This is a genomic window from Herbiconiux liukaitaii, from assembly GCF_041927495.1.
GTDB lineage: Bacteria > Actinomycetota > Actinomycetes > Actinomycetales > Microbacteriaceae > Herbiconiux > Herbiconiux liukaitaii.
Window position 1 is genome coordinate 314,883 of sequence record NZ_JBHFHG010000003.1, and the last position, 12,553, is coordinate 327,435.

Below are 12,553 nucleotides of genomic sequence, written 5' to 3' on the forward strand. Positions count from 1 at the left end.
TTCCTGTCGGGGTGGTCGGTCACGAGGCGATGAGCACGGCGCGCATGACGCGCTCGGCCGGGTCGGTCACGGCGGCGAAGGCGGCCGCGGCCTCGTCGAGGGGGAATCGGTGGGTGATGGTCTCGGTGGGGGTCACGGCGCCTGAGGCGACGAGCGCGATGGCCGCGGGGTACTGGCCGGAGCCCGCTCGCACGCCGAGCACCGTGAGCTCCTTGAGCAGGATCTCGGCGCTCGTGAACTCGGCCGGAGCACGGCCCACGAGGGCGATGACGGATCCGGGGGCCGCCAGCCCACGGGCCACCTCGATGCCGGCCGCGGCCGCCGAGGTCTCCACGATGAGCACGGGCCCGGCGGCCTGGTCGCGGTCGGCGGCCTCGCGGGCCACACCGAGACCGCAGGCCTCGGCGATCGCGCTACGGTACTCCTGCGGTTCGTGCACCGTGACCTTCCATCCGGAGGCCTGGAGCGTCTGCCCGAGCAGCACACCGAGGGGTCCGCCGCCGATCACGTGCGCGGGCAGGCCGGGAGGGGCGAAGCCGCCGATGCGCTCGAGCAGGTGCAGGGCCACGGCGACCGGTTCGAGCACGGTGGCCGCGGCATCCGACACCTCGTCGGGAACGGGCACGACGCGCGCCGCCGGCACGGTGAGGTAGTCGGTCATCACGCCGGGATCGGTCATGCCGAGGTACCCGCCCCTCGTGCACACCTGGGGCAGGCCCGCGAGGCACGAGGCGCACTCCCCGCACGCGAGCGCCGGGTCGATGGTCACGCGAGCGCCGAGCGGGATCGCGGTGTCGACGCCCGGGCCGATCGCGTCGAGGGTGCCGACGGCGTCGTGCCCGAGGGTCATCGGGAAGGAGTCGATGCGGCCGAGGTAGCCGTGCACGTCGGTTCCGCAGATGCCCACGGCACGGAGGCGCACGCGCACCTCGCCCTCGCCGGGTTCCGGCACGGGGCGGTCGACCACTCGGAGCTCCCGCGGCGCGACGAGCTCGAGCACCCGACCGCCCGCTCGGGAGGTTCCCGCGCTCATCGGGAGGGCACCGGATAGGCGTTGCCCACGGCCGCGCCCGATCGGATGGCGTTCGGGTGGTTGATGGAGTGGGTCTGCAGGTACTCGCCCATGCCGAGCTCGCCGAACTCGCGACCGTGGCCGCTCAGCCCGCGCCCGCCGAAGGGGGCCCGGAGCGAGGTGCCCGCCCGGTTGGCGCAGTTGAGGAACGTGAAGCCCACGTCGAGACGGCGCGCGACAGCGGAGGCGTGCTCGTCGTCGGTCGACCACACCGACGAGGCGAGCGACTGGTCGACGGCGTTCGCGCGCGCCACCACCTCGTCCTCGTCGTCGTAGGCGAGAACAGGCACGACGGGGCCGAACTGCTCGTCCTTCACGAGCGGATGCTCGTCGGTGAGGCCGGTCACGAGGGTGGGGCGCACCCAGTAGCCGTCGGCGTCGTCGGCGGTGACCGACCACTCCCCGACCTCGTGCAGCGTGCCCCCGGCCGCTTCCGCCGAGCGGATGAGGGCGTTGAGGCGCTGCTGGTGGTCGCGACTCACCACGGGGCCCATCGTCGAGAGCGGATCGAGCGGGTCGCCCACCCGGAGCACCTTCGAGGCGGCGGCGAGGAAGCCGGCCACGAACTCGTCGTGGCGCTCCCTCGGCACGAAGATGCGCTTGATGGCCATGCAGACCTGGCCGCTCGTGAGGAACGCGCCGAACACCGCGCGCGTGTACATCGACTCGGTGTACTCGGCGTCGCGCAGGAAGATCGCCGCGTCGTTGCCGCCGAGCTCCATCACGGTGGGGGTGACCCGGCGCGCGGCGGAGGCGGCGATCGCCTGGGCGGTGGCGAGCCCTCCCGTGAAGGTGATCTTGGCGACCCGGGGATCCGAGACGAGCGTCTCGCCCACATCCGCCCCGCCGTTGACGATGTTGAGCACGCCGTCGGGCAGGCCTCTCGCGACGGTCGAGAGGAAGTCTGTGACGGCGAGGGGCGCGAGGGGCGAGGGCTTGAGCACCATCGTGTTGCCCGTCATGAGCGCGGGCACCACCTTGAGGGCGGCGAGGATGACGGGGGCGTTCCACGGCGTGATCGCGGCGATCACGCCGAACGGCTCCTGCACCACCACGAGCCGACCCTCGTCGTCCTCCACCACGACGTCGGCGCTCAGCCGCTCGGCCACGGGCGCCGCGAACCCCGCGAAGGCTCCGGCGAAGCCGAGCTCGCCGAGGGCGTCGACCGCGACCTTGCCGAGCTCGCGGGCGAGCAGGCGCGATCGTTCGGGGTTCGTGGCGCTGGCCGCCTCGATGGCCGAGCGCACGAGAGCGGTGCGCTCCTCGACGGGCACGGCCGCCCAGGGGCCGAACGCCGCGTGCGCGGCGTCGATGGCGAGGGTCGTGAGCCGGGCGTCGCCCACGGCGACCTCACCCACGATCTCGGCGGGGCGGGAGGGGTTCTCGCGCCGGATGACGGCGACGCCGGGGTCGGCGCGCCCTCCGATCCAGAGCGGCACGGTCCCCGTGAGTGTCTCGGTGGTCATCAGAACTCTCCCTGAGCGGCGATCTCGTTGATCTCGTCGGCACCGCGGCGCACGGCCGCGATGATCGTGGCGCGCTTGGCGTCATCCAGTCGGTACAGCGGCCCGGCCACGCACAGCGCCGCGACCACGGTGCGGTTGACGCGGATGACGGCGGCGGTGCCCCAGATGCCGTCCTCGACCTGACCGAAGCTCTCGGTCCAGCCGTCGGCGGCGATCTGCTTGAGCTCGGCGTCAGAGGGCAGGCTCGGGTTCTCCTCGATGTTCCACACCGACTTGTAGTACTCGGCGCTCTCGCGCGGCGAGAGGGCGGCGAGCAGCACGCGGGCGGCGGCTCCCTGGTGCAGCGACATGAGCACTCCGCGCTCGAACCGCAGGCGCACGGGGTTGCGCGACTCCTCGAGGTCGACGGCCACCACGGCCTGGCCGAGCCGGCGGATCACGAGCGAGGTCTCGCCGGTCTCGCGGGTGAGCCGCTCGAGCACAGGGCGGGCGATCTCGCTGAGGCCCGCCGACCCGGCGCGGGCGGCGCGGGCGAGCCCCACGGCCCGCAGCGACACCCGGTAGCCGCCGAACTCGGCCTCCTCGAGCAGACCGAAGTCGCGCAGCTGCGCCACGTAGCGATAGGCCGAGCTCACGGGCACGTCGAGGTACCCGGCGATCTCCTGCACGGTCTGGGTGTGGTTCTCCTCGCTGAACGAGAGCAGCACCGAGAGCACCTTGCGGGAGCTCTCCGATCCGAGACCGCTTCCTGCCTTCACTCGCGACGACGAAGTGCCGCCGACCCGCGTCGATGCGGGTGGACTCTCTGAACCGGGCATGATCATCGTGTCTCTCCTTGTGCACTGTCTCGGGTGGTCGCCCCGGTGAGGGCCGGGGATCCGCTCGTCATCGCGGCCAGCAGTGCCGGCTCGGTGATGTCGTCGCCCTCGAGCGAATCCGCGACCGAGCCGCGGTCGAGCACGACCACGCGGTCGGCGAGCTCGCAGAGCTCGGGAACGTCGGTCGAGACCACGAGCACGGCGATGCCCGTGGCCGCGAGCTCCCTGACCCGCTGGTGGATCTCGGCCCGCGCGCCCACGTCGACACCCGCGGTGGGGTCGTGGAGCAGCAGCACCCGCGCATCCGTCGCCATCCAGCGGGCGAAGATCGCCTTCTGCTGGTTGCCGCCCGAGAGCGACGAGAGCGCCACGGTGATCGCCGACGTGAGCCGCACGCGCTCGGCGAGCGCCGTGACCCGACTCACTTCGCGCTGCCGCACGGGCACGCCCGCGACCGAGAGCGCCGTGAGGCTCGAGACCGAGATGTTGGTGCGGATGTCGTGGCTCGGCAGAGTGGCGAGCGATCGGTCGCCCGGCACGTAGGCCACCCCCGCGCGCGTCGCCTGCAACCGGTCTCCGGATCGGATCGGCGTGCCCTCGACGGTCACCGAGCCCGACTCGCGGCGGTCGATGCCGGCCACGAGCCACATGAGCTCGTCGACGCCGGAGCCCGCGAGACCGGCCACACCGATGATCTCGCCGGGGCAGACCTCGAGCGACACTCCTGTGAGCGGGCCGCCCACGAGATCGTCGACCACGAGCAGGGGCGGCACCGCAGCGGCACCCGCCGGTCGAGGGGTGCGCGGCTCGACCCGGTGCGAGATCTGATCGACAGGGGTCACGAGCTCGACCAGTCGCGAGCGGCTGATCTCCTCGCGGCCGAGATCCGCCACCACCCGCGCGTCGCGCACTCCGGTGACCGAGTCGGCGACCGCCTCGATGTCGTCGAAGCGGTGCGAGACGTAGAGAAAGCTCACGCCGGTCGCGGCGAGCGAGCGCACCATCGTGAGGATGGCCGAGGCCTCCTGGGGTGCGAGCGCCGCGGTGGGCTCGTCGAGGATCACGAGGCGGGCATCCGAGATGAGGGCCCTGGCCACCATGACGAGTCGCCGTTCGACGGCCGAGAGCGTGTGGATCGGCGCATCCGGGTCGATGGGGGTACCGAGGCGGGCGAGCGCCTTCTCGGCGGTGCGGCGCGAACGGCTCTCCGAGACCACGCCCAGGCGGCGGGGTTCGCGACCGAGCACGATGTTGCCGGCCACGCTCAGGTGCGGTGCGAGCTGCATCTCCTGCGGCACGAGGGCGATGCCGGCGTCGAGCGCGTCGTCGGGGCCCTTGAAGCGCACGGCCACGTCGTCGATGAGCAGCTCGCCTCCGTCGGGAGCGTGGATGCCCGCGAGCATCTGCATGAGGGTCGACTTGCCCGCGCCGTTCGGCCCCACGACACCGCGCACCTCGCCGGCGCCGAGCGCCATGGTGGCGTCGCCGATCGCGGTGATGCCGTTGAAGGTCTTCGTGAGGCCGGCGGCGGTGAGCCAGGCCGTCATCGGGTGCCCCGGCGACGGTTGAGGGCGAGGATCGCCACCAGCAGGATGAGCCCCTGCAGCAGCTGGCCGAGCCAGCTGGGCTGGTTGAGCATGGTGACACCCGTGCTCACCACGGCGAGGAAGAGGGCGCCGAGCACGGCGCCTCCCACGTTGAAGCGCCAGCCGCGCCCGAGCGAGAGGCTCAGGTAGGCCGCGGCGAAGGCGGGGAGAAGCAGGCTCGCGCCGGGGTCGGGGTAGTACTGGCCGGCCTGCGAGGTGAGCAGGATGCCGCTCGTGCCGGCGCACGCGCCCACGAGGATGAAGCTGAGCAGCTGGATGCGCTTGACGTTGACTCCCGCGATGCGCGCGGCGACGGGGTTGTCGCCGATCGCGGCCGCGTGCCGGCCGAACACCGTGAACCGGAGCAGGAAGCCGATGGCCAGCAGCAGCACGGCCACCACGATGATGTCGATCGGGAAGCTGCCGATCGAGGCCCCCGTGATGAGCACGTAGTCGGGCGAGATGCCCTCGAAGATGGTCTGGTTCGAGATGGCGAGCATGACGCCCTGGATGGTGGCTCCGGTGGCGAGGGTGCCGATGAACGACGGGAGCCGCGTGTAGGCCACGAGGAAACCGTTGACCGCTCCGAGCAGCGCGCCGAACGCCACCCCGAGGAGCACCGCCACGATCCAGTTCGCCTCGAAGAGCACCATCGACTGCACGGCGAGGGCACCGGAGGCGCCCGCCACGTAGCCGAACGAGAGGTCGAACTCGCGGAGGGCGAGCACGACGCAGACGCCGCCGACCACCATGAGCAGGGGCAGGTTCTGCTGCACGATGGCGATGAAGTTGTTCGCCGTGGGGAAGACGGCGGGCTTGAGCACCGAGAACAGCACGATGGTGAGCACGAAGACGACCGGGAGCGTCCACCGCTCGATGCCCGCCGACGTGAGGCGGCGCCGCGGGGGCGCTGCCTGCTCGGTGGGGGTGACCGGGTTCTCCGGTGGGGCTTCAATCGTCACTGTCGTTCCTTTCATCGGTGCCGCGAGCCGGTGGTGCGCCGCCCGAGAGTCCGGGCGGCGCACCCTCCGATCAGATTCCGTAGTCGGTGGCCCACTTGTCGAGGAAGACCTTCGCGAAGTCCTCCTGCGGGTAGACCTCGGTGCCTTCGGCAGGAGCGGTCTCCTGGTCGACGATCGTGTAGTTGTAGGCGTACTCCTCGGGAGTCGTCTTGGGGATCTCGGTGCCGTCGACCCAGTAGGCCAGCAGCGCATCGATCGCGATGAAGCCCGACTTGGCGCCGTCCGAGGTCACGATGGTGGCCTTGCCCTCGCGCACGAAGTTCAAGGAGCCGGGGATGGCGCCGAAGCCGTAGATCGGCACGTCGCGCTTGGTCTGCGTGAGCGCGGGCACGGTGCTCTGCACACCGATGTCGAGCGTGGCGAACAGCGCGGCGAGGTCGGGGTTGGCGTTCAGCACGTCGACGGCGGCCGAGGTGGTGCCGCCGAAGATGTCGGTCACCGGCACGTCGATGCGCTCGAGGGGCTCGAACCCGTAGTCGGGGCCCTCCTCGGTCAGCGTGTCGACCTCGGCGTCGATGCCGAAGTAGCCGGCCACGGCGAGTGGGGCGACCGTGCCGCCGTCGGGCAGGTCCTCAGCCATGCGCTCGAGCAGCATGCTCGTCTGCTCACCCTGGTCGGGGTAGTAGGTGCCGGCGAAGTCGTCGCTCGGGTCGCCCGCATAGCCCACGGCGATCACGGGGATGCCGGCCGAAGCGGCCGCCTTGAGCTGCGAGGCGATGAGGCCCGTGGCCACGTAGTTGGTGAGGATCGCGTCGACGTTCTGCGTGATGAGCGACTGCATGGTCGAGGCCATGGCCTGCGGGTCTCCCGCGGAGTCGGTGACGACGGTGGTCCAGCCCACGGCGTCGGCCGCCTCCTGGATGGCCGCGAGGGTCTGCTTCTGGCCGTCGCCATCGGCCTGCGACTGCCAGATGCCGATGGTCTTGGGCTCGATGCCGCCCTCGGCTCCTGCTCCGGCGCCGGCGCCGGTGTCCGTTGTCTCGGTCGCGCTGCAACCACTGAGCACGAGCGCTGCTGCGACGACGACGGATGCCACCGCACCCGCACGTTTCATTGAGCCGAGTTTCATCTGTTCTCCATTTGTCCGAAGGAAAGGTGCAGGGCATCTCTCACAGGGAGAGAAAGGTTCATCAATTTACGAGAACTATAGGAGTCGCTGTGGTTCGGGTGGATTGCCGGTTTGTTACGTTCTCGGTTCTCGAATTGAGAATCGACGGGCCCGTCTGGGGTCACTCCGCCGAGATCACGCGGAATTCGTGAGAAATGACCTACCACCCTGCGAGAATCACCGACGGAGCGGGATCGGCCCGATCGTGACGGGCGATGGCCGCTCGTGCATACTGCTTCTCATGAACAGGCCCGAGGCATCCGTTCCCTCCTCCGAGATCGTGCTGACGGTGAACGGCGAGCCGATGCCCCTCCTCGTCGACAACCGCATGTCGCTGCTCGACGTGCTGCGTGAGCGCCTCGACCTCACGGGCACGAAGAAGGGCTGCGACCACGGCCAGTGCGGAGCCTGCACCGTGCTCGTGGAGGGCCGGAGGGTCAACAGCTGCCTCACGCTCGCCGTCTCGGTCGAGGGCGACGCCATCACGACCGTGGAAGGACTCGAGGAGAACGGAGAGCTGCACCCCGTGCAGAAGGCGTTCATCGAGCGCGACGCCTTCCAGTGCGGATACTGCACCCCCGGCCAGATCTGCTCCGCCATCGGCGCGCTGGCCGAGGCGAAGAAAGGCTGGCCGAGCCACGTCACAGCCGACGTCACGCACGTCTGCGGGCCCGAGGGGGTGGAGCTCGATGCCGACGAGGTACGCGAGCGGATGAGCGGCAACCTGTGCCGGTGCGCCGCGTACTCCACCATCGTCCCCGCCGTGCTGGACGCCAGGTGAAGGCCTTCGAGTACGAGCGGGCCGCCGACACGACGTCGGCGCTGACGCTGCTCGCCGCGCGCCCCGGGTCGAAGCCGCTCGCGGGTGGCACCAACCTCGTCGACCTCATGCGCCTCGGTGTCGAGACGCCGGGCACCCTCGTCGACATCAACCGGGTCGACTTCGGGGGCATCGAGGTGGCCGCCGACGGCGGGCTCCGGATCGGCGCGGGGGTGCGCAACAGCGACCTCGCGGGCGATGTCACGGTGCGCACGCGCCATCCGCTTCTCGCCGAGGCCGTTCTGGCGGGAGCCTCCGGGCAGCTGCGCAACATGGCGAGCGTGGCGGGCAACCTCCTGCAGCGCACCCGCTGCGTGTACTTCGCCGACCTCGCGGCCCCGTGCAACAAGCGCGAGCCCGGCTCGGGGTGCTCGGCGGTCGCCGGGGTCTCGCGCGAACTCGCGATCCTCGGGGCCTCCCCCTCGTGCATCGCGACCTTCCCGGGCGACATGGCCGTCGCCCTGAGCGCGCTCGACGCGACCGTGGCCTACGAGACCCTCGAGGGCGGGACGACCATCGGCATCGACGAGCTGTTCCGGTTGCCCGGCGAGCGCCCCGAGCTCGACACCACGCTGCCCGAGGGCGCGCTCATCACCTCGATCACCGTTCCGGCCGCGTCCCCCGGGCTCCGCTCCACCTACCGCAAGGCCCGCGACCGCCGCTCGTTCGCCTTCGGCCTCGCCACGGTGGCCGCGGCCCTGCGTGTGGAGGCGGGGGTCGTGGCCGAGATCCGGATCGCCTTCGGAGGTGTCGCCCATCGACCCTGGCGAGCGAGGATCGCCGAGTCGATGCTGCTCGGGCGCTCCGCGAGCGGTCAGGCCTTCGCCGAGGCGGTGGAAGCGGCCCTCGCGGCCGAGCTCGCCCAGGCGCGGCCCACCGCCGACAACGCGTTCAAGGTCGAGCTCGTCACCCGCTTGGCCACAGGCGCGCTCCTCGACCTGCGGGGCCCGCAGTGAGCGCGCTCGGCAGGCCGCTCGCCCGGGTCGAGAGCCGCGTCAAGGTCACGGGGGCCGCCAAGTACTCGTACGAGCACTCCCCCGAGGGCCTGCTCTACGCGTGGATCGTGCAGTCGACCATCCCGAACGGCACCATCCGCCGCATCGACACCGCGGAGGTGCTCGCGATGCCGGGCGTGGCCTTCGTGATGACCGCCGACAACGCCCCCAGGCTCGCCGACGCGGGCGACGCCGAGGTGCTCGTGCTGCAGTCGCCGACCGTGTCGTACCGCGGCCAGGTGGTGGCCGTCGTGCTCGCCGAAACGATCGACACGGCGCGCGAGGCCGCGGCAGCCCTCCGGGTGCACTACGACGAGGCTCCGGCCGACGTGGTGCTGAGCGCCTCGCACCCGCGGCTCTACGCCCCCGCCCGCACCAACTCCGACTTCGCCACCGACAGCGTGATCGGGGATGTCGACGCGGCGATCGCCTCGTCGCCGGTGTCGATCGACGCCACGTACTCGACGCCGGCCGCGTTCAACAACCCGATGGAGCCGCACGCGACCATCGCCCGCTGGAGCGACGAGGGTCTCGACCTCATCGACTCGACGCAGGGCACCAACTGGGCGCAGGGCACGATCGCGGCGCTCTTCGACCTGCCGGTCGAGAGGGTGCGCATCCGCTCGGAGCACGTGGGCGGCGGGTTCGGATCGAAGGGCCCGACGCGGCCGGGCGCTGTGCTCGCCGCCATGGCCTCGCTGCTCGTGGGGCGGCCGGTGAAGATCGCCTACACGAGGCAGATGATGTTCGGGCTCGCGGGCTACCGCTCCCCCACCATCTCGCACCTGCGCCTCGCGGCGGAGCGCGACGGCACCCTCACCGCCGTGGCGCACGAGGCCTTCGGCCAGGGTTCGGCGATCCAGGAGTTCGTGGAGCAGACGGCCGTTCCGACCCGGCACATGTACGCCGCTCCGAACCGGCTCACCACCCACCGGGTCGTGGCGCTCAACCTGCCGACCCCGAGCTTCATGCGCGGGCCTGGCGAGACCCCAGGCCTCTACGCCCTCGAATCGGCCATCGACGAGCTCGCCACAGCTCTCGACCTCGACCCCATCGAGCTGCGCCTGCGCAATGAGCCCGAGGTCGACCCCGAGTCGGGGCTGCCGTTCAGCAGTCGCGATCTCGTGGGGTGCCTCCGCCGCGGCGCAGAACGGTTCGGCTGGGCCGACCGCGACCCCCGGCCGGGTGTGCGGCGCGAGGGGCGCTGGCTCGCGGGAACGGGTGTGGCGTCGTCGATCTACCCGGCCGACGTGGTGCCGAGCAGCGCCAGGATCACCGCGTGGCCGGGCGGCCGGTTCGAGCTCGCCATGAACGCGACCGAGATCGGCACGGGCGGCCGCACCGTGATCGTGCAGATCGCGGCCGACGCCCTGGGGGTGAGCCCGGATCTCGTGGACGTGCGGATCGGAGACACGAGACTGCCGCCCGCCGCCGTCTCCGGTGCGTCGTGGGGCACGGCCTCGTGGGGGTGGGCGGTGATGAAGGCGGGTGCGCAACTGGTGGAGACGCTGGCCGGGGGCGCCGTCATCCCGCCGGAAGGGCTCTCCGTGACGGTCGACACGGCCGCCGACGTGGCGACACTCGCGCCGATGTCACGGTACTCGTTCGGGGCGCAGTTCGTGGAGGCCCGGGTGGATCTCGACTCGGGCGAGGTGGTGGTGCCGCGCATGCTCGGGGTGTTCGCGGCCGGGCGCATCCTGAACCCGAGGACCGCCACGGCGCAGCTCGCAGGCGGAATGATGATGGGGCTCTCGATGGCCCTGCACGAAGACGCCGTGGTCGATGAGACGCTGGGGGCGTACGCGGGGCGTGACTTCGCGAGCTACCACATCGCCGCCCATGCCGACGCTCCGGTGGTGGAGGTGGAGTGGGTGCACGAGGACGATCCGCACATCACTCCCACGGGAGGCAAGGGCGTCGGCGAGATCGGCATGGTCGGCACCGCGGCCGCCGTGGCCAACGCGGTCTGGCACGCCACGGGCGCCCGCATCCGCGACCTCCCCCTCCACCCCGACAAGCTCCTCCCCCACCTCCCCCGCCGCTGACGACGACGAAGGCCGCCGTGTTCGCGCGAACGCGGCCACGACGGCCTTCTGGATGTCGAACCTCTAGTTCACATCTCCATCGACCCAGTCGAAGGTCTTCGTGACGGCCTTCTTCCAGTTGCGGAGCTGGCGCTCGCGCTCCGCCTCGTCCATCGAGGGCTCCCAGCGGGAGTCCTCCTGCCAGTTCGAGCGCAGCTCGCCGAGGTCGGCCCAGTAGCCCACCGCGAGGCCGGCCGCGTAGGCCGCACCGAGCGCCGTGGTCTCCGCCACGACGGGGCGGATGACGGGCACACCGAGGATGTCGGCCTGGAACTGCATGAGCAGGTTGTTGGCGATCATGCCGCCGTCGACCTTGAGCTCCGTGAGGTCGACGCCGGAGTCGGCGTTGACCGCATCCAGCACCTCGCGGGTCTGGAAGGCCGTGGCCTCGAGGGCCGCACGGGCGATGTGGCCCTTGTTCACGTAGCGCGTGAGACCCACGAGCGCACCGCGCGCATCCGCACGCCAGTACGGCGCGAAGAGGCCCGAGAACGCGGGCACGAAGTACGCGCCTCCGTTGTCCTCGACCGTCTTGGCGAGCTCCTCGACCTCGGGGGCCGACGAGATGATGCCGAGGTTGTCGCGCAGCCACTGGATGAGCGATCCGGTGACGGCGATCGATCCCTCGAGCGCGTAGTGCGCCGGCTGGTCGCCGAGCTTGTAACCGAGGGTCGTGAGGAGTCCGTTCTTGGAGTGCACGATCTCGGTGTCGGTGTTGAAGATGAGGAAGTTGCCGGTGCCGTAGGTGTTCTTCGACTCGCCGGCGTCGAACGCCGCCTGGCCGAAGGTCGCGGCCTGCTGGTCGCCGAGGATGCCGGCGATCGGCACCTCGCGCAGCAGGTTCGACGACTCGACGGTGCCGTAGACCTCGGAGGAGGACTTGATCTCGGGCAGCATCGACTTCGGAACGCCGAACGCCTCGAGGATGTCGTCGCGCCACTCGAGCGTCTCGAGGTCCATGAAGAGCGTGCGCGAGGCGTTGGTGACGTCGGTCACGTGCACGCCGCCGTCGGTGCCTCCGGTGAGGTTCCAGAGCACCCAGCTGTCGGTGGTGCCGAACATCAGGTCGCCGGCCTCCGCCTTCTCGCGGGCCCCCTCGACGTTCTCGAGGATCCAGACGATCTTGGTGCCGGAGAAGTAGGTCGCGAGCGGCAGGCCCACGATCTGCTTGAAGCGCTCCACGCCGAGGTCGCTGTCGGCCGCGAGGCGGTCGACGATCGACTGCGTGCGGGTGTCCTGCCAGACGATGGCGTTGTAGACGGGCTTGCCCGTGGTCCGGTCCCACACCACGGCGGTCTCGCGCTGGTTGGTGATGCCCACGGCGGCGATGTCGTGGCGGGTGAGGTCGGCCTTCGAGAGAGCCTGGCCGATCACCTCGCGCACGTTGTCCCAGATCTCCTTGGGGTCGTGCTCGACCCATCCCGCCTTCGGGAAGATCTGCTCGTGCTCCTTCTGACCGGTCGACACGATGGTGCCGGCGTGGTCGAAGATGATCGCGCGGGACGACGTCGTTCCCTGGTCGATGGCTAGGACGTACTTCTTGTCTTCAGACACTTCTAACTCCTTTGTTGTGCTTCGTACT

Annotated in this window: 10 protein-coding genes; 3 read left to right on the forward strand and 7 right to left on the reverse strand. The window is 70.9% G+C overall.

Annotation, left to right across the window (positions count from 1 at the left end):
• Nucleotides 1-19 precede the first annotated feature (19 nt).
• The 6 genes from ACEXQC_RS05860 to ACEXQC_RS05885 all read right to left on the reverse strand — a co-directional run bounded on the left by ACEXQC_RS05860 (nt 20) and on the right by ACEXQC_RS05885 (nt 7,018).
• Nucleotides 20-1,033, reverse strand: coding sequence for a zinc-dependent alcohol dehydrogenase (locus ACEXQC_RS05860; RefSeq protein ID WP_374819435.1), 1,014 nt, complete (start codon nt 1,031-1,033; stop codon nt 20-22).
• Entirely contained in the window at nt 1,030-2,538 is a 1,509-nt protein-coding gene (locus ACEXQC_RS05865; RefSeq protein WP_374819436.1) for an aldehyde dehydrogenase family protein, read from the reverse strand. The genes ACEXQC_RS05860 and ACEXQC_RS05865 overlap by 4 nt, the downstream gene beginning before the upstream one ends.
• Nucleotides 2,538-3,296 carry an IclR family transcriptional regulator gene (locus tag ACEXQC_RS05870; RefSeq protein ID WP_374819438.1) on the reverse strand — a complete coding sequence of 253 codons (759 nt, stop codon included), beginning with the start codon at nt 3,294-3,296 and terminating at the stop codon, nt 2,538-2,540. Before ACEXQC_RS05870 ends, ACEXQC_RS05865 begins: the two co-directional genes overlap by 1 nt.
• A 62-nt stretch (nt 3,297-3,358) precedes the next feature.
• Nucleotides 3,359-4,903: a sugar ABC transporter ATP-binding protein gene (locus ACEXQC_RS05875; protein WP_374819440.1), complete on the reverse strand. Its 1,545-nt coding sequence runs from the start codon at nt 4,901-4,903 to the stop codon at nt 3,359-3,361.
• Nucleotides 4,900-5,904, reverse strand: coding sequence for an ABC transporter permease (locus tag ACEXQC_RS05880; RefSeq protein ID WP_374819442.1), 1,005 nt, complete (start codon nt 5,902-5,904; stop codon nt 4,900-4,902). The genes ACEXQC_RS05875 and ACEXQC_RS05880 overlap by 4 nt, the downstream gene beginning before the upstream one ends.
• Nucleotides 5,905-5,974: 70 nt before the next feature.
• Nucleotides 5,975-7,018, reverse strand: a complete 1,044-nt coding sequence (locus ACEXQC_RS05885; protein WP_374819443.1) for a sugar ABC transporter substrate-binding protein — start codon at nt 7,016-7,018, stop codon at nt 5,975-5,977.
• Nucleotides 7,019-7,313: 295 nt separating this feature from the next.
• Between ACEXQC_RS05885 and ACEXQC_RS05890 the strand changes: the two genes are divergently transcribed.
• The 3 genes from ACEXQC_RS05890 to ACEXQC_RS05900 are packed head-to-tail and all read left to right on the forward strand — an operon-like array spanning nt 7,314 to nt 10,932.
• Nucleotides 7,314-7,853: a 2Fe-2S iron-sulfur cluster-binding protein gene (locus ACEXQC_RS05890; protein WP_374819445.1), complete on the forward strand. Its 540-nt coding sequence runs from the start codon at nt 7,314-7,316 to the stop codon at nt 7,851-7,853.
• Nucleotides 7,850-8,848: an FAD binding domain-containing protein gene (locus tag ACEXQC_RS05895; RefSeq protein ID WP_374819447.1), complete on the forward strand. Its 999-nt coding sequence runs from the start codon at nt 7,850-7,852 to the stop codon at nt 8,846-8,848. The genes ACEXQC_RS05890 and ACEXQC_RS05895 overlap by 4 nt, the downstream gene beginning before the upstream one ends.
• Nucleotides 8,845-10,932, forward strand: coding sequence for a xanthine dehydrogenase family protein molybdopterin-binding subunit (locus ACEXQC_RS05900; RefSeq protein ID WP_374819449.1), 2,088 nt, complete (start codon nt 8,845-8,847; stop codon nt 10,930-10,932). Before ACEXQC_RS05895 ends, ACEXQC_RS05900 begins: the two co-directional genes overlap by 4 nt.
• A 63-nt stretch (nt 10,933-10,995) precedes the next feature.
• On the opposite strand, the gene glpK is transcribed toward ACEXQC_RS05900, so the two are convergent.
• Nucleotides 10,996-12,525 (reverse strand): glycerol kinase GlpK, encoded by a 1,530-nt coding sequence (gene glpK / locus ACEXQC_RS05905; RefSeq protein WP_374819451.1) that lies wholly within the window; start codon nt 12,523-12,525, stop codon nt 10,996-10,998.
• Nucleotides 12,526-12,553: the final 28 nt, after the last annotated feature.

What these genes read in the sequence shown, in the direction of transcription:
- ACEXQC_RS05875 (WP_374819440.1), bottom strand. Translation starts at nt 4,903, where the DNA reads ATGACGGCCTGGCTCACCGCCGCCGGCCTCACGAAGACCTTCAACGGC.
- ACEXQC_RS05885 (WP_374819443.1), bottom strand. Translation starts at nt 7,018, where the DNA reads ATGAAACGTGCGGGTGCGGTGGCATCCGTCGTCGTCGCAGCAGCGCTC.
- ACEXQC_RS05890 (WP_374819445.1), top strand. Translation starts at nt 7,314, where the DNA reads ATGAACAGGCCCGAGGCATCCGTTCCCTCCTCCGAGATCGTGCTGACG.
- ACEXQC_RS05860 (WP_374819435.1), bottom strand. Translation starts at nt 1,033, where the DNA reads ATGAGCGCGGGAACCTCCCGAGCGGGCGGTCGGGTGCTCGAGCTCGTC.
- ACEXQC_RS05865 (WP_374819436.1), bottom strand. Translation starts at nt 2,538, where the DNA reads ATGACCACCGAGACACTCACGGGGACCGTGCCGCTCTGGATCGGAGGG.